The 19,685-nt window shown below is 74.4% G+C and carries 15 protein-coding genes; 4 read left to right on the forward strand and 11 right to left on the reverse strand.

All coding sequences use genetic code 11. The features are described from left to right. Nucleotides 1-89 precede the first annotated feature (89 nt). Nucleotides 90-1,694, forward strand: coding sequence for an apolipoprotein N-acyltransferase (lnt, locus tag ABD946_RS07410; RefSeq protein WP_345281286.1), 1,605 nt, complete (start codon nucleotides 90-92; stop codon nucleotides 1,692-1,694). 66 nt (nucleotides 1,695-1,760) lie between these two features. Here lnt and ABD946_RS07415 read toward each other — a convergent pair whose 3' ends face one another. Together ABD946_RS07415 and ABD946_RS07420 are read right to left on the reverse strand one after the other, a co-directional pair. Further along, entirely contained in the window at nucleotides 1,761-2,522 is a 762-nt protein-coding gene (locus tag ABD946_RS07415) for a VOC family protein (protein ID WP_345281287.1), read from the reverse strand. Between the two features lie 9 nt (nucleotides 2,523-2,531). Beyond that, complete coding sequence (locus tag ABD946_RS07420) at nucleotides 2,532-3,443, reverse strand: NADP-dependent oxidoreductase (protein ID WP_345281288.1); 912 nt, start codon at nucleotides 3,441-3,443, stop codon at nucleotides 2,532-2,534. 186 nt (nucleotides 3,444-3,629) lie between these two features. On the opposite strand from ABD946_RS07420, the gene ABD946_RS07425 reads away from it, so the two are divergent. Next, nucleotides 3,630-4,259, forward strand: a complete 630-nt coding sequence (locus ABD946_RS07425) for a GTP cyclohydrolase II (RefSeq protein WP_345281289.1) — start codon at nucleotides 3,630-3,632, stop codon at nucleotides 4,257-4,259. 7 nt (nucleotides 4,260-4,266) lie between these two features. Here ABD946_RS07425 and ABD946_RS07430 read toward each other — a convergent pair whose 3' ends face one another. Further along, nucleotides 4,267-6,459 (reverse strand): transglycosylase domain-containing protein, encoded by a 2,193-nt coding sequence (locus ABD946_RS07430; protein ID WP_345281291.1) that lies wholly within the window; start codon nucleotides 6,457-6,459, stop codon nucleotides 4,267-4,269. 122 nt (nucleotides 6,460-6,581) lie between these two features. Beyond that, nucleotides 6,582-7,784, reverse strand: coding sequence for a carboxylate--amine ligase (locus ABD946_RS07435; protein ID WP_345281292.1), 1,203 nt, complete (start codon nucleotides 7,782-7,784; stop codon nucleotides 6,582-6,584). A gap of 163 nt (nucleotides 7,785-7,947) precedes the next feature. Between ABD946_RS07435 and ABD946_RS07440 the strand changes: the two genes are divergently transcribed. Beyond that, complete coding sequence (locus ABD946_RS07440; RefSeq protein WP_345281293.1) at nucleotides 7,948-9,690, forward strand: glycosyltransferase; 1,743 nt, start codon at nucleotides 7,948-7,950, stop codon at nucleotides 9,688-9,690. 31 nt (nucleotides 9,691-9,721) lie between these two features. Beyond that, complete coding sequence (locus ABD946_RS07445; RefSeq protein ID WP_345281295.1) at nucleotides 9,722-10,897, forward strand: glycoside hydrolase family 16 protein; 1,176 nt, start codon at nucleotides 9,722-9,724, stop codon at nucleotides 10,895-10,897. Between the two features lie 44 nt (nucleotides 10,898-10,941). Here ABD946_RS07445 and ABD946_RS07450 read toward each other — a convergent pair whose 3' ends face one another. The 7 genes from ABD946_RS07450 to ABD946_RS07480 form a co-directional block, all read right to left on the reverse strand. Beyond that, on the reverse strand, nucleotides 10,942-11,754 hold the full coding sequence (locus ABD946_RS07450; RefSeq protein WP_345281296.1) for a polysaccharide deacetylase family protein: 813 nt from the start codon (nucleotides 11,752-11,754) through the stop codon (nucleotides 10,942-10,944). Further along, on the reverse strand, nucleotides 11,751-12,797 hold the full coding sequence (locus ABD946_RS07455; RefSeq protein ID WP_345281297.1) for a glycosyltransferase family 2 protein: 1,047 nt from the start codon (nucleotides 12,795-12,797) through the stop codon (nucleotides 11,751-11,753). The genes ABD946_RS07450 and ABD946_RS07455 overlap by 4 nt, the downstream gene beginning before the upstream one ends. A gap of 5 nt (nucleotides 12,798-12,802) precedes the next feature. Beyond that, nucleotides 12,803-14,161, reverse strand: a complete 1,359-nt coding sequence (locus tag ABD946_RS07460) for a lipopolysaccharide biosynthesis protein (protein ID WP_345281299.1) — start codon at nucleotides 14,159-14,161, stop codon at nucleotides 12,803-12,805. Nucleotides 14,162-14,166: 5 nt separating this feature from the next. Further along, a complete protein-coding gene (locus tag ABD946_RS07465; RefSeq protein WP_345281301.1) occupies nucleotides 14,167-15,567 on the reverse strand; it encodes a glycosyltransferase family 2 protein in 1,401 nt (466 codons plus the stop codon). Then, nucleotides 15,564-16,394 carry a glycosyltransferase family 2 protein gene (locus ABD946_RS07470; RefSeq protein ID WP_345281303.1) on the reverse strand — a complete coding sequence of 277 codons (831 nt, stop codon included), beginning with the start codon at nucleotides 16,392-16,394 and terminating at the stop codon, nucleotides 15,564-15,566. Before ABD946_RS07470 ends, ABD946_RS07465 begins: the two co-directional genes overlap by 4 nt. A gap of 299 nt (nucleotides 16,395-16,693) precedes the next feature. Beyond that, entirely contained in the window at nucleotides 16,694-18,832 is a 2,139-nt protein-coding gene (locus tag ABD946_RS07475; RefSeq protein ID WP_345281305.1) for a putative bifunctional diguanylate cyclase/phosphodiesterase, read from the reverse strand. Next, nucleotides 18,829-19,635: an SAM-dependent methyltransferase gene (locus ABD946_RS07480; RefSeq protein WP_345281307.1), complete on the reverse strand. Its 807-nt coding sequence runs from the start codon at nucleotides 19,633-19,635 to the stop codon at nucleotides 18,829-18,831. Before ABD946_RS07480 ends, ABD946_RS07475 begins: the two co-directional genes overlap by 4 nt. Nucleotides 19,636-19,685 lie beyond the last annotated feature (50 nt).

Genomic DNA, 19,685 nt, shown 5'->3' on the forward strand with positions numbered 1-19,685 from the left:
CCGGACCTGACGCCCCGTCAGGCGACGGAGTACCGACCCGGCCCCCGCTCCTGCGAGCCCCACGCCGCCGACGGGGCTAGCTTGGGACCATGCACCTGCCCGCCTCCCTGTGCCAACCCGCTCGGTACGCCGCGCTCGTCCTCGGGGGGCTGCCCGTGCTGGCGTTCCCCGCGCCCGGTCTCTCGTGGCTCGCCTGGGTGGCGCTGGTGCCGGGGCTGGAGGTGATGCGGCGGGCCGGCAGCGGGCGGGAGGCCGTGATCCGGGGCTGGTGGTTCGGTGCCGGGTTCATCCTGGTGTCGATGTACTGGCTGGTGCCCTCGATCGGGCCCGGCCTGCTCGCGCTCGCGGTGGTGTTCGGCGTCCTCCCCGGCGCGGTCGGGTACGCGGTGTGGCGGCTGCTGTCACCCCCGCTGACGGTGCGTCGGACGCTGCTCGCGCTGGTGGTGGTCCCCTCGGTCTGGGTCTGCACCGAGTTCGTCCGCTCCTGGCACGCGCTCGGCGGCCCCTGGGCCCTGCTCGGCGCCAGCCAGTGGAAGCACCCCGCCGTGCTCGGCCTCGCCTCCGTCGGCGGCGCCTGGCTGGTGAGCGCCGCCGTCGCGGCCGCCAACGTCGGCGTGCTGATCCTGCTCACCGGCCGCCGCCTCCGGGTCCGGGTGCTCGCCGCCCTCGCCGTCACCGGCACCCTGCTGGCCGGCCCGCTGCTGTTCGCCGCCCTGCCCGCACCGACGCCGGGCGACACCGCCACCGTCGCCCTGGTCCAGCCCGGCGAGGTGGCCGACTCGGCCGCCCGCTTCGCCGCGAGCGGGCGGATCACCGCCGAACTCGCGGGCCGGGCGCCCGACCTGGTGGTCTGGGGCGAGAGCAGCACCAACTCCGACCTGGACCGGGACGAGGTGGCCCGCCGGGAGGTGGCCCGGCTCTCCGCCCTGGTCGGCGCCCCGGTGCTGGCCGGCGAGGACGCCCGCAAGGGCGACGGCCTGATCTCCAAGGACGCCGTGCTGGTCACCCCGGACGGGGTCGCCGAGCGCTACCGGAAGATCCGGCTGGTGCCGTTCGGCGAGTACATCCCGCTGCGGCCGCTGTTCGGCTGGCTCACCGGCGTCAGCCGGGCGGCGGGCGAGAACCGCGCGCCCGGCTCCTCCTTCCACCTCCTGCACACCACCGACCGGCAGGGCCGCCCGCTCCCCTTCGGTGCACTGATCTGCTTCGAGTCGGCCTTCCCCGACATGTCCCGGGAGGCCGCAGCCGACGGCGCCCGGATGCTCGTCCTCCAGTCCGCCACCTCGACCTTCCAGGACTCCTGGGCCCCGCAGCAGCACGCCTCGCTCGGCGCCCTGCGCGCCGCCGAGACCGGCCGGCCGGTGGTCCAGGCCGCCCTCACCGGCGAGTCGGTCGCCTACGACCGCCAGGGCCGACGCCTCGCCCTCCTCGGCACCGGCTCCACCGGCTCCCTGACGGTCCGTCTCCCCCTCGCCGCCCCCACCGCCACCACCTGGTACGTCCGCCTCGGCGACTGGGTCCCGTACACGGCGGCGGGGATCACCCTGCTGTCCGCTTGCCTGGCCTTCCGGCGGCGGTCAGCCATCGGCGACCAGGGGCGCGAGGAACTGCGCGAAGCGGGAGACGCGGACCGTGTGCCGGGTACGGACAGCCACCTGCACCTGAGTCTCCGTACCCGGCAGACGGGCCGCTGACTTCCGCCGCGCGCAGTTCCCCGCGCCCCTGACGGCCCCTTCGGGGCCGCACGGGCCGCGGGTGCGTCAGGCCTCCGGCTGGTACAGCCCGAAGACCGCGCCGAGCGGGTCCTTCAGGACCGCGAGGCGCGGTCCGTCCGGGACGTCGGTCGGCGGGAGCACCGCGTCTCCCCCGAGCCCGAGGGCCCGCTCCGCAGCCAGGTCGACGTCCGCCGCCGCGAAGTACGGCATCCAGTACGGTGGCAGGTCGGCCGGGAACTGCTCCCCCATGTCCAGCACCCCGCCGAAGTCGGTCCCGTCCAGCCCCCACTGGGTGTACTGCTCCCCGGGGTTGACGCTCCACCCGAACAGGTCGGAGTAGAAGCCGACCGCCCCGGCCACGTCCCGGGTCGCCAGCTCGATCCACCCCGGTGCGCCCGGCTCGGCGAACAGCGCCACCCCCGGGAAGGCCCGGCCGTGCCAGAGCCCGAACACCGCCCCGGCCGGGTCGGCCACCACGGCGAACCGGCCCAGGTCCAGCGCCTCCATCGGCCCGGCCAACACCTGCCCGCCCCCGGCCCGCGCCGCCTCGGCCGCCGCGTCCACGTCCTCGGCCGCGATCGAGACCGACCAGGCCGTCGGCTGCCCGTCGGCCACCAGCGGGGCGACCGCCGCCACCGGGGCCTCCCCCTGGTACATGACGGTGTAGCACATGGCCTCCGGCCGGGGGTCGGTCTCGCCCCGCCAGCCGAACAGCTCGCCGTAGTACCGCTGCGCCGCCGCCGGGTCGGCGCTGCCGTGCTCGAACCAGCAGGGCGTACCGGGCCGGGTCTCGGTGATCCGCACCATGACGCCCCCTCAGGCCCTGATCTCGATGACGCACTTGCCCCGCGCGTGGCCGGACTCCACCGCCAGCATCGCCTCGGCCGCCCGGTCCAGCGCGAAGGTCTCCGAGATGTGCGGGTCCAGCGCGCCGCCGGCCACCAGCGCGGCCACCGAGGCCAGCACCTCCCCGGTGCGACGGCGCTTCACGTACTCCCCGCCCAGCCCGGCGACGGTGGCCGGATCGGCGGTGGAGACCAGCCGCCCGCCCTTGCGCAGCGTGCCGGAGGCGGCCATCGCGTCCTGGCCGCCGACCAGGTCGAGCACCCCGTCCACACCCTCCGGCGCCACCGCCCCGATCCGCTCGGCCACCCCATCGCCGTACCGGACCTGGGTGGCGCCCAGGCTCGCCACGTACTCCCGGGACTGGTCGCTCGCGGTACCGATGACGGTGATCCCCCGGCTGCGGGCGATCTGGGCGGCGGCGCTGCCGACCCCGCCGGACACGCCGAGCACCAGCAGGGTCTGACCGGGCGTCAGGCCCAGCTGGTCCACCGCGTCGAGGGCGGTGGCGGCGGCCACCGAGAGGGTGGCGGCCTGGGTGAAGGTGACGTCGTCCGGCACCTTGGCGGCCTCGCCGGCGTCCAGCAGCACGTGGTCGGCGAAGGCGCCGTCGGGCGCGATCCCGAAGACCGGGTCGCCCACCAGGAAGCCCGAGACGCCCTCGCCCAGCACCCGCAGCACCCCGGCCGCCTCCGAACCGAGCACCCGGGGCACCGGCTTGGTCCGGCCGAACAGGCCCTCCCGGACCTTCCAGTCGGCCGGGTTGACCCCGGCCGCCCGCACCGCGATCAGCAGTTGGCCCGGCCCCGGCACCGGAATGCGCCGGTCCAGGAACCGCTGGTTCTCCGGCCCGCCGTACGCCTCGAATCCGAACGCCTTCGACATCGCGCTTCCTCCACCTGTGGCTCGTCCGACCCCACCAGCTTGCGGGCCCCGACCCGGGCACGCCGGAGGCTGCTGGGCCGAACGGTGCCGGAGTGACCCAGGAGGTTGTTCAAATTGGAACTACAGGTGTACGGTCGGCCGGGACAGCACGCACAGCACACCCACCAGAGCACGAGGAGGACGGGCATGCCCGAGCAGCTCGACCAGGCGACCGTCCGCACCACCGTCCGGATCCCGCTCACGTTCCCGGACGGCTACCGGGTCCAGGCCGAGGTCACCACCTTCCACGGCCTGGCCGACGGCGCCGAGCACCTGGCCCTGCGCCTGGGCGAGCCGTCCGGCGACGCCCCGCTGGTGCGGCTGCACTCCGAGTGCCTCACCGGCGACGTCTTCGGCTCGGACCGCTGCGACTGCGGCCCGCAGCTGCGCGAGGCGGTCGAGCGGATCGCCACCGACGGCGGCTACCTGCTGTACCTCCGCCAGGAGGGGCGCGGCATCGGCCTGTACAACAAGCTCGACGCCTACGCCCTCCAGGACCAGGGCCTCGACACATACGCCGCCAACGCCGCGCTCGGCCTCCCCGAGGACGGCCGCGACTACGCCGCCGCCGCCCAGATGCTCACCGCCCTCGGCACGCCCCGGATCCGCCTGCTGAGCAACAACCCCGACAAGGCGGCCCAGCTGACCGCCCACGGCATCGAGGTCACCGAGCACGTCCCCACCGGCGTCCACGTCTCCCCGGCCAATCTCCGCTACCTGCGCGCCAAGGTCGAGCACACCAACCACGCCATCCCCCTCGCCGAACTGGCCGGCTGACGCCGGGTCAGCGCCGGGGCGCCCCGTTCGAGGGGGCCCCGGGGCGGGTGCCCGGCTGGGCGGGGGAGCCGGGGGTCGCCGGGGCACCGGGCGAGGCGCTGCCGGAGGTGCTCGGCGAGGCGCTCGGGCCGGGCTGGCGGACCGGATCCGGGATGTGCACGGTCTCGAACTCCCGCTCCCGGGTGCCCTCGACCGCCAGGTCCATCGCCATCTTCCAGATCGGCCCCGGGCCGGTGGCGCCGTAGACCTCGTCGAAGAGGACGCCACCGATCCTGATGTTGCGCATCGGGACGCCGCCGGTCGGGCCGCCCAGCCAGACGGAGGTGGCCAGGTCGGCGGTGTAGCCGGTGAACCAGGCGGACTTCTTCTGGTCGGTGGTACCGGTCTTGCCCGCGATCTGGCGGTCGTCCTCCAGGCCGAGCTGGCGGCCGGTGCCCTTCTCGGTGACCCCGAGCAGCACGGTGTTGAGGACGTCGGCGGTCTCCTCGGACATCACCCGCGAGCAGCGGCGCTCCGGCACCGGGACGGCCTTGCCCTCGGCATTGGTGATCTTCTCGATGGCCACCGGCGCGCAGTAGGTGCCCCGGGCGGCGAAGGTCGCGTAGACGTTGGCCATGGTCATCGGCGCCACCTCCTGGGTGCCCAGGCCCATGGCCGGGACCTCGTCCAGCTGGGCACCGCTGGCCCGGCCCTTGATGCCGAGCTTGTTGGCCATCTGCTTGACGGCGCAGAGGCCGATCTCCTGCTCCATCTGCACGAAGTAGGTGTTGATGGACATCGCCATCGCCTGCTTCAGCTCGTAGGGGCCGACCTCCGACGGGTCGTCGTTCGGGACGGAGCCCTCCTTCTTCCCCTTCGACTGGTTCTTCCAGGTGCCCGCGCAGGTGGTCATGGTCGGCCAGTCCATCCTGGCCGGCGAGGGGAAGGCCTGGGTGGCCCGGAGCCCGGACTCCAGGGCGGCCGCGGCCACGATCGGCTTGAAGGTGGAACCGGGCTGGAAGCCGTTGCCCCCGCCCATCGCGGCGTCCACGTTGAGGTTGACCACGGTCTCGTTCTTGGCCTTGTCCAGGCCGTACGGACGGGTCTGCGCCATCGCCAGGATCCTGCCGGTGCCGGGCTCCATCATGGTGGCCGCCGCCGAGACCGGGTCGCTGACCCGGACCTTGGTGGTCACCGCCTTCTGCGCGGCGGCCTGCTTCTTCGGGTCCAGGGTGGTGCGGATGTCCAGCCCGCCGAGGTCCCACAGGCGCTTGCGGTCGGCCGCGTTGGCGCCGAACACCGGGTCCTGCTGGACCACCTGGCGGACGTAGTCGCAGAAGAAGCCCATGCCGGCCTGGGCGGTGATGCAGCCGTTGCGCGGCGCCTGGTAGCGCAGGCCGACCTGGGCGGCCTTGGCCTCGGCGGCCTGGGCCGCCGTCAGGTGGCCGCGCTCCAGCATCTTGTCGATGACCACGTCGCGGCGCTTCTGGGCGGCCTGCGGGTGGAGCCTGGGGTCGTACTGGCTGGGGTTCTGCACCAGCCCGGCCAGCAGCGCCGCCTCCGGGACGGTCAACTCCTTGGCGTGCTTGGAGAAGTAGCGCTGGGCGGCGGCCTCGATGCCGTAGGCCTGGTTCCCGTAGTACGTGATGTTCAGGTAGTTGGTGAGGATCTGGTCCTTGGTCAGCTCCTCCTCCAGCTTGATGGCGTACTTGAGCTCCTGGATCTTGCGGCCCAGGGTCTTGCGCTGCGCCGCCAGCACCGCCTCGCGGTCGTCCCCGGCCTGCTCCACGTGGACGTTCTTCACGTACTGCTGGGTCAGCGTGGAGGCGCCCTGCACGGCGGAGCCGCTCTCGGCGTTCTTGCTGGCCGCCCGGAGCACGCCCTTGAGGTCGACCGCGCCGTGCTCGTAGAACCGCGCGTCCTCGATGTCCACCTGCGCCTGCCGGATGAAGGTGCCCATGTCCTCCGCCGTCAGCACCGTGCGGAACCGCCCGTAGACGGTCGCGATCAGGCCGCCCTGCGCGTCGTAGATGTGGCTGGCCTGGGAGAGCGGCGGGGTCTTCAGGTCGTCCGGCACCTCCTCGAAGCTCTCCGCCCCGCTCTTGGCGGTCAGGCCGAGGGCGCCGGCCGCGGGCAGGGCCATCCCGGCCAGCAGCACGCCGGCCAGGGTGGAGAAACCTATGAACTTCAGGCCGTTGGATATGGGGCGCTTCGGTGCCATGTTCGAACACTACGTCCACAAACCCCGCACCAGGGGAAGGATTTCGCTCTCTTCTGTCACAACTCTGCGACAGCCCGGGGCAGTTCGAGTGCGATCTGACCAACACAGGTCAGAGATAACGGTCATATCCGGCGGAGCCGGGCGGCCGCCGTACCGCAGAAGCGGACCGCCTCGACCAGCGCCGGCAGCGGGTCGTCGGCCGCGAGCCACCCGCGCTCCGTCGAGCGCCGGGGCAGCAGGTCGGCCGGCACCCGGCGCTCCCGCCGGGCGGCGGCCAGCGCCGAGGGCAGGTCCAGCTGGCCCACCCCGAAGGAGCGCACCAGCTGCTCCCCCGGCGGCAGTTGACGCCCGGTCAGGCCGAGGTGCAGCGCCCGCACCACGTCCACCCCGGCGGTGGTCTCGAACAGGCGGAACTGCGCGCCGGCGCGCGGGTTGAAGTCCACCAGCCGGTAGCGGCCGTCCCGCCGGTCCAGCCGCCAGTCGAGGTCCGCCACCCCCCGGTAGCCGATCCGGCGGCAGAAATCCGCCGCCAGCGCGGCCAGCCGGGGCTCCGGCAGCGAGCGGGCCCGGGTGGTCACCCCCGCCCCCGGCGGCCAGGAGCGCAGCTTGCGGCCGGTGAACACCAGCGGCTCGGTGCCCTCCGGGCCGCAGTACAGATGGGTGATCCAGTCCTCGCAGTGCTCCGGCGGCAGGTACTCCTGCACCAGCACGGAGGGCTCCTGACGGTCCGGCAGCAGCGCCCGCAGCTCCTCCTCCCCGTGCACCACCGTGGTGTGCCCCACCACCGGCGCGCGCAGCCGGGTGAAGGCCGCCAGGTTCTTCAGCACCAGCGGGTACCCGTGCCCGCGCCCCACCTCCAGCAGCTCCCGGTAGCTGCCCGGCGCCCACGCCCGCGGGGTGTCCACCCCGTGCCGGGCGCAGAGCCCGGCCAGGCCGCCCTTGTCCGCCAGCCGCCTCGGCAGCCCGGGCGGCACCGCGGGCAGCAGGTACCAGCGGGAGAGCGCCTCGGCGTGCTCGGCCAGCAGCACCGCCGCCTCGTCGTCGGTGGCCACCGGCACCACCGGCCGGCCGATCGCCGCGCCGAGCTCCGCCAGCAGGGCCAGCAGCCGCTCCGCGGCCTCCGTCCCGTCGGTCGGCCGGACGAACGCCCGGCCCAGGTAGCGGGAGCGGGCCACCGGCGTCCAGCGGTCCTCCACCACCGCGTGCACCGGGACGCCCAGGCGGCCCAGCGTGCGCACCACGCCCAGGCCGCCGTGGTGCTGCGGGTAGCGGCCGACCTTCACCAACAGGGCGGGCGTGCCGCGGTCCGGCTCGATCGGGGACATCCGGCTCCAGCCCTTCCTCGGCGGCGTGACCTCCCGGTCCGCATTCTCGCCCGGCCCGCCCGGCCCCGCCCCCGGGGGTGCTGGGCCCGCCGCGCCGGTGCACATTGGTCTGAAGGGTGCCCGAGCCGCCGTCCGGAGGGCACCGGAGTCTGGAGGGCACCGGATGACGACCGAGGCGCTCCACCGGTGGGTGCGTCCGCCGTACCTGCTGCTGCCGCTGGCGCTGCTGGTCTGGCTGCTCTCGCTGCGCACCGTGGACCTGGCCGGGATGGACGACCTGGGGCTGCTCCAGGTGCTGCCCGCCGGGTACTGGGTGGCGGTGGTGCTGCTGACGGCCGGCTTCTGGCTGGCGCTGCGCGACCGCACCGTCCCCGTCCGGTGGCTGACGGGGTACCTGCTCGGACTGGTCGCGATGATCCACGCGACCCCGGCACTGCTCTACCCGACGCTGCGCTACTCCTGGGCCTGGAAGCACATCGCCGTGCTGGACGCGATGCTGCGCAGCGACGGCCAGGTGCCGCACGCCGGGGGCTTCGACATCTACAACCAGTGGCCCGGCTTCTTCCTGCTGAACGCCCTCTACCTGCGCGTCACCGGCCTGGAGTCGGCCCTCGGCTACGCGGCCTGGGCCCCGCCGGTGGTGAACGCGCTGCTGCTCGGCCCGCTGCTGCTGCTCTACCGCTCCTTCTCCACCGACCGGGGCCTGGTCTGGGGCGCGCTCTGGGTCTACTACTGCTGCGCCTGGGTCGGCCAGGACTACTTCGCCCCGCAGGCCTTCGCCTTCCTGCTCTTCGTGACGGTGCTGGCCCTGGTGGCCCGTCAACTCCCGGGCGCCGCCCCGGGCGGAGGCGCGCACGCCTCCGGCTCACCGGAGCGGGCCGGCCCGCCCCGGCTGCTCCCGCTGCTGGCGGTGCTGCTGCTGGAGGCCGCCGTGGTGGTCTCGCACCAGCTCACCCCGCTGATGCTGATATGCGTGCTGACCGCCCTCGCGCTGCCGCGGCGCAACCGGCGGGCGGTGCTGCCCGCGCTGGCCGGGGCGGTGCTGCTCACCGTGCTCTGGGACACCACGGCCGCCCGGCCCTTCCTGGCCAGGAACCTGCCGGAGTTCCTGGACGGGCTGACCTCGCCGGACTCCAACGTGGTCTCCGGGCTGGCCGGGCTGGGCGCCGCCGCACCGGGCCAGGTGGTGGTGGCCTGGGTGGACCGCGGGCTCTCCGCCGCCGTCATCCTGCTGGCCGTGCTGGCCGTCTGGCGCCGGCCCTGGGTGCGCCGCACCGCCCTGCCGCTGATGGCGGCGGCCCCGCTGCCGCTGCTGCTGGCCAACAGCTACGGCGGCGAGATGATCTTCCGGGTCTACCTCTTCGCGCTGCCCGCCTGTGCCTTCCTGGTCACCGCCCTGCTCCGCCCGACGGCCCGCTCCGGGGTGCGGGCGACGGCGGCCGTGGCGGTGGTGCTGACCCTGCTCGGCGGCCTGTTCTTCGGCTACTACAGCAAGGAGAACATGAACTACTTCACCCCCGGCGAGGTCTCCGCGGTGGCCAGGATGATCGAGGTGGCACCACCCGGCGCGGTGATCGTCTCGGTCACCGGGAACGTTCCGGGGGTGGCCTCCCACTACGACGTCCACCCCCGGGTCCAGCTGAACCAGGAGAGCGAGGACGTCCGCCGCCAGCTGGCCACCGACCCGCTGGCCGCGCTGGCCCGGGCCACCGCCTTCGCCCCGCCGGGCACGCCCTTCTACCTGGTGCTCAACCGGGGCCAGGCCGCCGAGTGCTACCTGACCGGCGTGCTGCCCGCCGACACGGTGGCCCGGCTGGGCACCGCGGTGGACGAGGCGCCGCGCTTCGCCGTGGTGGACCGCAACGACGACGCGGCGGTCTACCGCTACGTCCCCGATCCGGGCTGACCGGGGCGGGCCGTCCGAGGAGGTGTCAGAGGTGTTCCGTCGCTTCGCCGTTCCCCTGCTGCCCGTCCTGGCGGGCTGGGCCGCGCTGGCCGCCCTCGCCCTGCCGCAGGCCGTCCGACTGCCCGTCACCCTGCTGTTCCTGCTGGCCGGTCCGGGCACCGCGCTGGCCCGGCTGGCACCCGGGCGGGGCGGGCGGACCCGGTCGGTGGTGCTGGCCGGGGCCCTCGGGCTCGCGGTGGAGACCCTGGTCGCGGTGGCGCTCTACCTGGGCGGCTGGTTCACCCCGGCGCGGGCGGTGCTGGTGCTGGCCCTGCTGACCACTGCGGCGGTGCTGGCGCGTCCCCCGTTCGGCCGGGTGGGTTTGGCCGGGCTGCTCCTGCTGGTCAGCGCCTGCGGCGGCGGGGGCACCGGCCACGAGGTGTGGAACACCCCCGGTGCCCGGATCTCCGAGAGCACCGCCTCCGCCGCGGCCTCGGCCCCCGCTCCGGCGGGCGACTGGCGGCTGGTGCTCCAGGACGAGTTCGACGGCACCGCGCTCGACACCCGGCGCTGGGCCACCTGCTACGACTGGAACGACGGGGGCTGCACCAACAAGGCCAACGGGGAGTTGGAGTGGTACCTGCCCTCCCAGGCCACCGTCGGCGGCGGCGCGCTGACCCTGACGGCGCAGCGCCGCCCCACCACCGGCGCCGACGGGCACGTCTACCCGTGGACCTCCGGCATGGTCACCACCGGCCGGGACTCCTGGGACGCGCCGCCCCGGCAGGTCTTCACCCGCGGCTACTTCGCGGCGGCGGTCCGGATCCCGCCCGAGGGCGGGATGTTCCCCGCCTTCTGGCTGATGCCGGCGGCCACCCGCACCACCCCGCCCGAGCTGGACGTGGTCGAGTTCATCGGCTCCACCGACCGGGCCCAGTTCACCGTGCACTGGCCCGGCCCGGGCGGCCAGGACCTGCACGACTCGGCCTCCTACGGACCTGCCGACTTCCCCGCCGGGTACCACGTCTTCGCGCTCGCCTGGGAGAAGGACTCGCTCACCTGGTACGTGGACGGGGTCGCCCGGCACCGCGAGACCAGGCCCGAGCGGATCCCGGACCAGCCGATGGAACTGCTGCTCGACCTGGCGGTCGGCTACCCCTCGGCCCCGCCGGACGGCGTGGACACCGCCCGGATGCAGGTCGACTGGGTGCGGGTCTGGCAGCACTGAGCGGCCGCCGGCCCGATGGCCCGGCGGCTCGCGGATCCAGCGGCTCACAGGTCCGGCGGCCCGCCGACCGGGCGGCCCACCGCGGCCCGCAGCCGCCGGTAGTACCGCCAGCCCTTGGTGCGCAGGTGCTCCGGGAAGGGCGCGACGGGGGCTCCCTCGCCGTCCGACCAGCGCCGGAAGTGCTCCGGCGTGGTGTCGGCGCGCACCATCAGCCGGGCGATCCGCAGCGGGTCGTCGTTGCCGGAGCTGAAGGCGTTGCCCACCGCGCAGGCCGAGGTGAACCCGGCCAGGGCCACCTGGCGCCGCACCGACGGGCTGGAGTAGCCGTGCGGGTAGGCGAAGGAGAGCACCTGGTGGCCGAGCACGTCCTCCAGCTCCCGGCGGCAGCCGACGATCTCGCCCGGCAGCCAGCGGCCCGGCAGGGTGTCCAGCTGCGGGTGGGTCCGGGTGTGCGCACCGATCTCCACCCCGCAGGCGTCCAGGGTGACCACCTGACGCCAGTTCAGCATCCGGGCCGGCGGCAGCAGGCTGCCGGAGGCCGGGCCGCCGGGCGGGTGGACGGCTCCCGTGGTGACGAACAGGGTGGCGGGCAGGCCGCGGTCGGTGAGCTGCTGGACCGCCGTCCAGTAGAAGTCGGCGAAGCCGTCGTCGAAGGTGAGCACCGCGCAGTTCTCCGGCAGCGCCGGACCGCCGCGCAGCGCGGAGACCAGCCGGTGCAGCGGGACGACGGTGCGTCCGCTGTCGGCGATCCGGTCCAGCTGTTCGGCGAAGGCGCGCGGGGTGACGGTCCACGGGGCGATCCAGGAGGGCGGGTCCTCGGAGACCGAGTGCCACAGGTACACCGGTACGACGGTCATGGCGCACCTCCCGGCCCGCCCGGCCCGCCCGCCCCTCCCCCTCTTCCGGCCGGGGCCGCGGGCGGGGCGGCGGACGGCGGGGGCACCGCCGACGGGAGCGCCTGGCGCAGCCGGCCGGTGGTGTAGCCGGTCACCGTGACGGCCACCCCGAGGGCGAGCGCGGCCAGCTCGCGCGGGCCGCCGCCCTCCCGGCTCAGCGCCCGGGCCATCCCGCGCGGCACGGCCGCGTACAGGTAGCGGCGCTCGCTGGCCAGCGCCGGGCGGCGTCCGGTGTGCCGGGCGACGGCGGCCTTGGAGAGGCCCTCGGCGAAGCAACGGGCCCGGAAGTAGCTCCAGTTGGTGCGGCCCTCGGGCACGCGGTGGCTGACCCCGGCGGTGGGCTCGTAGCGCAGCACGGCGCCGGGGTGACGGGCCGTCAGCCGGATGCAGAGCTCGGTCTCCTCACAGCCCAGCGGGCGGCTGCCGACCCGGCCGAGGTCGGGGCGGAAGCCGCCCGCGGCGAGCAGCTCGGCCCGCCGGAAGGACATGTTGGCGCCGATGAAGTTCCGTACGCAGCCGCCCTGTTCGGGCATGCCGAGGTAGGAGCAGCCGACCACCCAGTCGAACTCGGGCGGGAACCAGGAGGGGCGTCCGCTCTCCCAGTGCGGGCGGACCAGGCCGCCGACGCCGAGCACCCGCTCGTCCCGGTAGCCGGCCAGCAGCCGCTCGGTCCAGTCCGGGTCGGCGGTGGCGTCGTCGTCCAGGAAGGCGACCACCTCGCCGTGGGCCAGCGCGGTGCCGGTGTTGCGCGCGCCGGACAGGCCGGGGCGCTCGTGGTTGGGCACCACCCGCACCCCGGCCAGCACTCCGGCGGCCCGTACGGCCAGCTCGGGGCAGTGGTCGACCACCAGCAGCAGCTCCTCGGCGGGGTGGTGCTGGCGCTGCACCGAGCGGACCGCGGCCACCAGATCGGGCCAGCGGGCCATGGTGTAGGAGCAGATGACCACCGTGAGGGTGGGCGGACGGCCCGTCAGGACCGGTTCGGTGAGCGGGTGGGCGGTCATCGCCGTCACCGTCCCTTCGGGAGCCAGCGGCCCAGGGTGGCCAACAGGGGGAGCGCCAGGGCGCTCTCGGCGATCAGCCAGGCCAGGCCGACGCCGGTGATGCCGAGCGGGGGGATCAGCAGGAGGGCGAGCAGCAGCACCAGCCCCAGCAGGGCGGCCTGCAGGGCGACCACCGGGCGCATCGCCCGGCGGGCCCGGCAGACGTCCACGGCCAGGCCGAGCACCAGGTTCGGCAGGGCGGCCAGGGCGAGCAGCCGCAGCGCGGTGGTGCCGTGCTCGGCGTAGCCGGGGCCGAACAGCGAGAGCATCCACGGGGCGGCCACCGCCAGCACCACCGCGCCGGCGCCGATCAGCAGCGCGGAGTGCCGCAGCACCCGGCGGGCCTGGGCGGCCAGCTGCTCCGGGGCGTGCGCGGCCTCGACGATCAGCGAGCTGCCCATGTTGAGCGCGGCCAGCTGGAGGGTGTACGCGATCACCCAGGCGAGGGAGAAGTACGCGTTCTGCTCGGCCCCGAGCCGTCCGAGCACCAGCAGCGGCAGCACGCTGTACGAGGCGGTGCGCAGCAGGGCGCCGAGGTAGTCGGCGGCCGCGTAGCGGACCAGCCCGACGGGCGGGTCGGCTTCCCGGCCCGCCCGGGCGTGGGCCGGGACGGCGCGGCGGAACAGGTAGGCGTTGGTGACCAGCAGGGAGATCAGCAGGGCCACGCTCCAGGCCGGCAGGATGCCGGAGCCGGGCAGCAGCAGGACGCAGGCGCCGAGCAGCGCGGTCTTGGCGACGGCGAACAGCGCGTTCTCGCCGAGCACCCAGCCGGGGCGGCGCAGGCCGGTGAGCGCGCCGTCCTGGAGCACGAAGAGGGTGTACCCGGCGGCGGCCGCGAGGAAGGCCGCCGCGGTCAACGGGGCGCGCAGGAAGCCGAGTTCGGGGGCCAGCACGGGGACGAGCAGCAGGAAGGCGCCGGCCGCCAGCACGGTGGCGGCCGAGCTGACGGCGTAGCAGCGCAGCAGCAGCCGGCGGGTGTGCCGCCCCGCGGTGGGGACGAAGCGCATCAGCACGTCGCCGAGGTTGAACTGGCCGATGCCGGAGAGCAGCGCGGCGGCGGCCAGCGCGGCGTAGCCGCGGCCCACCGCCGCCGGGCCGTACCAGGCGGAGGCGAGCAGCCAGAACAGGCCGCCGAGCCCGGCGGTGAGCAGGGAGCTCGCCGTCAGGACGTGGCCGTTGCGCAGCAGGGGCTCGGTGGCCAGGGCGGCCCGCAGCCGGGCCCGGAGCAGGGCCGGGTAGGAGCACTGGCAGGGCAGCGGGAGCGGGCAGCCGCACCCCGCGGTCGTGGTTCGCCCGGCCGTGGAGCCCGCGGTGGTGACGGCCATCGGGCTCACCCCGCCCGCAGGCTCGGCACTCGGGCGCCGGCCGGCTCCGGGCCGCGCGCGATCCGCTCGTCGGCGATCCGGCGCCGCTCGGCCTGGTGCTGGGAGCGCAGGTAGCCGAGCGGGCCGTACAGCATGCCGGAGAGCTCGAGCAGGGTGAGCCGGGTCGAGTGCTCCCCCTGCACGGTGGTGCGGTTCCTGGCCTGGCCGAGGGCCTGGCGCAGCCCGCCGGGCAGGCGGCGCACCAGGGCGGGCAGCAGCCGGGGGTCGGCGCTGACGGCGGCGGCCAGGTAGGCGCCGAGGCCGGCGCCGTAGCCGTAGAGCTGGGCGGGCAGCGCCTCGTCGGTGCGGCGGTGGCGGTGCCAGATGATGGCGTCGGGCCGGTAGTCCAGCACCAGACCGGAGTTGACGATCCGGAAGAAGGCCAGCAGGTCGTCGCCGCCGTGCGCGGGGGTGCCGGCGCCGGTGGCGGGGTCGAAGCCGCCGAGGGCGCGGAGCAGTCCGGTCCGGAAGGCCATGTTGGCCCCGGATCCGAACCGGCCGGCGGTGAACGGGAAGAGCGGGTCGGCGCTCGGCAGGTCGAGGGCGTGCCGGCGTCCGGCGAAGCCCTTGTCGTAGCCGCCCTGGCGGTGCAGGGCGAGCTGGGCCGGGGTGGCCAGTTCGGCGGGCAGGATCAGGCCGGTGACGCAGCCGGTCCTGGCGTCGTCGTCGAAGGCGGCCGTCAGGGCGGCCAGCCAGTTCCGGTCCACCAGGGTGTCGTCGTCGGTGAAGGCGACCAACTCGCCCCTGGCGGCGGCCAGTCCGAGGTTGTGCGCCCGGGCCAGGCCCGCCACCGGCTCTCGCAGGTAGCGGACCCGGCCGGCGTACCGCTCGCGGATCAGCGCGTGGGCGTCGTCCCCTGCCGGGGCGTTGTCGACCACCAGCACCTCGTACCGCGGGCTGTCGATCCGCAGTAGGGAGTCAAGGCACTGGCGGAGTGGCTCCGGTCTGTCATGGGTGGCGATCACCACGCTGACGCGCGGCGGATGGCCCGCGGGCGTCCGGGGGCCGCCGACCCGACTTGAGGGCCCGCCGGACGTCGCGGAGGTCAACCGGTCATTCTTCGTGGGTGGTTGCTCGGGGACGGGGCCGAGTTCGCGGTGAGCGGCAGCGACCAGCGACCGGTACGTGCCGCCGGGGTCGGCGGGGTCGGCACCGGTGGCCTCGACCAGGCCGAGCGGGTGTCCGTGCAGCCGCACCAACGCCAGCACGCGGCCGTCGGGAGCGGCCGGCCCGGTGCCGCCGGGCGAGCGCAGCTCACCGGGTTCGGCCAGGTCCAGTTCGACCACGTGGACGGGGGTGTCGAGCGTGTCACGGGCGGCGGGGCAGGGGCAGGCCGCTGCGGTCCGCTGGTCGTTGCCGTTCATCATCGCTCCCTCGGCACGGGGGCGGCCGCACCCCGGCCGCCAGGTCGTTCGGCGATCAGGGTGCGCAGCACCCGGCGGCCGTCGGAGACGGCGTGCAGGTGCGAGCGTCCGCTGCGTCGGGGGAGTTCCAGGCTCGGTACCTCGGCGATCCGCAGGCCGGAGCGGAGCGCGTGCGCGACCATCTCCGCCTCGATCTCGAAACCGGCCGAGCGCAGGTCGAGTTGGTCCAGGAAGCTGCGGCGGAAGGCGCAGAAGCCGTAGCAGAGGTCGGTCAGCCTGGCCCGGTAGAGCCGGTTCACCACGCTCAGCAGCGCGAGGTTGCCGAGCGTGCGGATCCGGGTCAGGTCGAGGGAGCCGCCGCCGCCGATGCAGCGCGAGCCCTTCACGAAGTCGTAGCCGTGGTCCAGGAAGTGCAGGTAGTGCGGGATCTCGCCGGGCCACATGGACCCGTCCGCGTCCATCATCACCACGTACTCGCCGGTCGCGGCGGCGAATCCGGTGCGCAGCGCGTTCCCCTTGCCGGGGGCGCTCTGCTGGAGGGAACGGACGGTGGGGAGGGCGTGTTCGGCGACGGCCAGGGTGGCGTCGTCGGAGGAGCCGTCGACCAGGATCACCTCGTCGACGCAGCACGGGATCTGTTCGAACACCCAGGGGATGTTGCGGGCCTCGTTCTGCGCGGGGATGACCAGGCTGACGGAGTGTCGGGTCCGTGTCCCGTCCTCCACCCGGCGCCGGGGCCGCTCGGCCGGCGGCCGGTCGGTGGAGCGGCGCAGCGGTCGGATCTCGCGGTCCGGGTACGGGAGGACGTTGGGAGGCAGCGTGGTGCTCATCGTTGGACAGCCTCTCGGGAGGCAGCGGGCACGCCGGTACTCCCACGGGCGTGGCCCTCTGTCGACGGGGCGGAGTGCACCGCGCCTCGGGCGCGGGATGGCCCCGGTTGAAGGGGGAGAGCGGTTCAGAACGGCGCGGGGGTTGTGGTGAGGACTCCCCGAGAACCCTTCGGGATCCGCGCCGACCGGTCTCCGGCGGCAGGAGCCGCCTGGGTCGGGCAACTGGCGAATGAACTGGTGCCAGGGCCTCATCGTCCGCCCGCCCGACGGACGATGTCAACCCTTATGTCCGAATTGACCTAAGGGAGTTCGGTCCGCTCGGCCGCGGTCTGCTCGGCCAGCCGCCGGGCGATGTCCTCCGGGCGGGCCGGGCGGCCGAAGAACCAGCCCTGGGCCCAGTCGCAGCCCATCTCGCGCAGCCGCGCGGCGTCCTTGTCGGTCTCCACGCCCTCCGCCGTGACGGTCAGCCCCAGGGTGTGGGCCAGCGAGACCAGGCCGCTGACGATCCGCCAGCCGGTGTGGGTGTCCTTGGCCGGGTCGTGCATGTCGCCGACGAAGGAGCCGGCGATCTTCAGGCAGGAGACCGGCAGGTCCCGCAGGTAGGCGAGGTTCGACCAGCCGGTGCCGAAGTCGTCCACCGCCAGCGAGACGCCCAGGTCACGCACCCCGTGCAGGGCCTTCAGGGTCTCGTCCTCCGGGCCGACCACGGTGGACTCGGTGATCTCCAGCTGGAGCTTGCCGGGCGGCAGCCCGGTCTTGCGCAGAATCCGGTCCACGTCGGTGACCAGCCCGGCGCTGCGGGCCTGACGGACCGCCAGGTTGACGTTCAGCTGCGGGGCCGCCTCGCCGAACTCCCGTACCCACTCGGTGGCCTGACGACACGCCTGCTCCAGCACCCAGCGGCCGAGCGGCATGATCAGGCCGGTCTCCTCGGCCACCCCGATGAACTCGTCCGGGCCGAGCACCCCGAGCTGCGGATGTCTCCAGCGCACCAGCGCCTCGACCGCGACCAGCCGGCCGTCGTCCAGGGAGCAGAGCGGCTGGTAGTCGATGTAGAACTCGCCCCGGTCCAGCGCGGCCGGCATCCGGACGGACACCGCGTAGCGGCTGACCGCCCGGGCGTTCTCCTTGGGGTCGAAGAGCGTCCAGCGCCCGCGCCCGGCCTCCTTGGCGCGGTAGAGCGTCAGGTCCGCCGCGCGCACCGCCGCGCCCGGGGTGGTGGTGGCCACCCGGCGCTCCAGCACGCCGACGCTGGCGCCGACGGCCAGCGAGTGGTCGCCCACCTGCACCGGTCTGGCGAGTGCGGCCAGTACCGTCTTGGCGGCGGCCACCGCCTCCTGCTCGCCCCGGCAGTTCTCCAGCAGCACCACGAACTCGTCGCCGCCGAGGCGGGCCACCAGGTGGCCGAGCGGGGTCAGCGCGGTCTCCAGCCGCTGGGCGACGGCGGCCAGCAGCTGGTCACCGGTGTCGTGCCCGAGGCTGTCGTTGACCACCTTGAAGCCGTCCAGGTCCACGTAGCAGAGGCCGAAGCGGGCGCCGGGCTCCGGCTCCTCGAAGAGCTTCTCCAGCCGCTCGAAGAAGGCCACCCGGTTGGGCAGGCCGGTCAGCGGGTCGTGGGTGGCCTGGTGGCGCAGCCGCTCCTGGAGGCGGTACCGGTCGGTGATGTCCTCCAGCATCGCCACCTGGTACAGCGGGACGCCCTCGTCGTCCCGGATCAGCGAGACGGTCAGGTGGGTCCAGACCACCTCGCCGTCCTGCCGGTAGTACGGCTTGTCGAACTGGAAGTACTCGGTGCGCCCGGAGATCAGGTCCTCGTACGCCTCCCAGACGCCGGGGGTGTCCTCCGGGTGCACCAGCTCGTCCACCCGACGGCCCGTCATGTCGATCGGGCCGGTGCCGAAGATCTCCCCGAGCGCCTTGTTCACCGAGATGATGTTGCCGTCGGTGTCGCCGATGCCGATGCCGATCGCGGCCGACTCGAAGAGCGCACGGAACTTGTTCTCCGACTCCCGCAGCGCCTTCTCCACCTCCAGCTTGGCGGTGTCCGCCGCCAGCCGGATCGCCTCCTGCTCCCGCAGGGTCCGCTCGCGCAGGGCGCGCGCCCAGCCGGCCGCGAAGGAGCCGCAGAGCTCGGGGCCGCGGCCGTCCCGGTCCGGCGTGCGCTGGAGCAGCTCCACCGCCCGGGCGAGCACCACCGGGTCGGTGAAGTGCGCGTCCACCAGCTGGGCCCCGGCCTGGGCGGCCAGCTCCGGGCGGAACGGCTCCTCGGACTGCGCCCGGTGCAGCAGCGCGGCCGTCCGGGAGACCAGTCGGCGCAGGATGCCCGGGTGCACGGCCGCGCCGTGGCCGCTGGAGAGCAGCCGCTCCCACTCGTGGTGGAAGCGGACCTCCCGCTCGGCCTGCGCCAGCCCCTCGGTCTCGCCCGGGCCTGCGGTCACGGCTTCAGCCCGACGCCCACCAGACCGGTCATCCGCTCCGGGTTCGGGCCGACCGACTCCGGGTCCTCCGGGCGCCACTGGGGCATGTAGACCAGGCCCGGCTCCAGCAGCTCGAAGCCCTCGAAGAAGGCCTCGACCGCCGCGTAGTTGCGCATCGTGATCGGGGTCGGGGTCCGCTTGTAGAGGTCCTGGTGGGCCTCGGCCTGGTCCGGGCGGCCCTCCAGCGAGGCGTGGCACATGACCAGGGCGCTGCCGGAGGGCAGCGCGTCGCGCAGCTGCCGCAGCAGCGCGTACGGGTCGTCGTCGTCGGTGATGAAGTGCAGCACCGAGACCAGCAGCAGGGCGACCGGCTCGCCGTCCGCCAGAAGCTCCTTCACCTCGGGGCGGGCCAGGACGTCGGCCGGATCGCGCAGGTCGGCCTCGACCACCAGGCTCTGCGGGTCGTCCTTGAGGAGCAGGCGGCTGTGCGCGACCGCGATCGGGTCGTGGTCCACGTAGACCACCCGGCTGTCGGGGCGGATCGCCTGGGCCACCTCGTGCACCGCGCCGAAGGTGGGGATGCCGGAGCCGATGTCCAGGAAGCGGGTGACGCCGCTCTCGGCGAGGAACTGGACGGCGCGGCGCAGGAAGGCGCGGTTGGCGCGCATGATCTCCGGCAGCTCCGGCCAGAGCTCCATGGCCTTGCGGGCCATCATCCGGTCGACCTCGAAGTTGTGCGAGCCGCCCAGGTAGTAGTCGTACATCCGGGCCGCGTTCGGCTTGTCGAGGTCCGTTCCGGCGGGCACCCAGTTCGCTTGCTGCATGACCGCACCCCTACCGGTTCTGATTCTGACGGGACAACACGAGGATCTTC

The sequence above is a fragment of the Kitasatospora albolonga genome, from assembly GCF_039535905.1.
In the GTDB taxonomy this organism is placed as follows: Bacteria; Actinomycetota; Actinomycetes; order Streptomycetales; family Streptomycetaceae; genus Kitasatospora; species Kitasatospora albolonga.

Bases quoted from the DNA above. Each gene is read 5' to 3' on its own strand.
- lnt (WP_345281286.1), top strand. From the start codon at position 90: ATGCACCTGCCCGCCTCCCTGTGCCAACCCGCTCGGTACGCCGCGCTC.
- ABD946_RS07415 (WP_345281287.1), bottom strand. From the start codon at position 2,522: ATGGTGCGGATCACCGAGACCCGGCCCGGTACGCCCTGCTGGTTCGAG.
- ABD946_RS07420 (WP_345281288.1), bottom strand. From the start codon at position 3,443: ATGTCGAAGGCGTTCGGATTCGAGGCGTACGGCGGGCCGGAGAACCAG.
- ABD946_RS07425 (WP_345281289.1), top strand. From the start codon at position 3,630: ATGCCCGAGCAGCTCGACCAGGCGACCGTCCGCACCACCGTCCGGATC.
- ABD946_RS07430 (WP_345281291.1), bottom strand. From the start codon at position 6,459: ATGGCACCGAAGCGCCCCATATCCAACGGCCTGAAGTTCATAGGTTTC.
- ABD946_RS07435 (WP_345281292.1), bottom strand. From the start codon at position 7,784: ATGTCCCCGATCGAGCCGGACCGCGGCACGCCCGCCCTGTTGGTGAAG.
- ABD946_RS07440 (WP_345281293.1), top strand. From the start codon at position 7,948: ATGACGACCGAGGCGCTCCACCGGTGGGTGCGTCCGCCGTACCTGCTG.
- ABD946_RS07450 (WP_345281296.1), bottom strand. From the start codon at position 11,754: ATGACCGTCGTACCGGTGTACCTGTGGCACTCGGTCTCCGAGGACCCG.
- ABD946_RS07455 (WP_345281297.1), bottom strand. From the start codon at position 12,797: ATGACCGCCCACCCGCTCACCGAACCGGTCCTGACGGGCCGTCCGCCC.
- ABD946_RS07460 (WP_345281299.1), bottom strand. From the start codon at position 14,161: ATGGCCGTCACCACCGCGGGCTCCACGGCCGGGCGAACCACGACCGCG.
- ABD946_RS07465 (WP_345281301.1), bottom strand. From the start codon at position 15,567: ATGATGAACGGCAACGACCAGCGGACCGCAGCGGCCTGCCCCTGCCCC.
- ABD946_RS07470 (WP_345281303.1), bottom strand. From the start codon at position 16,394: ATGAGCACCACGCTGCCTCCCAACGTCCTCCCGTACCCGGACCGCGAG.
- ABD946_RS07480 (WP_345281307.1), bottom strand. From the start codon at position 19,635: ATGCAGCAAGCGAACTGGGTGCCCGCCGGAACGGACCTCGACAAGCCG.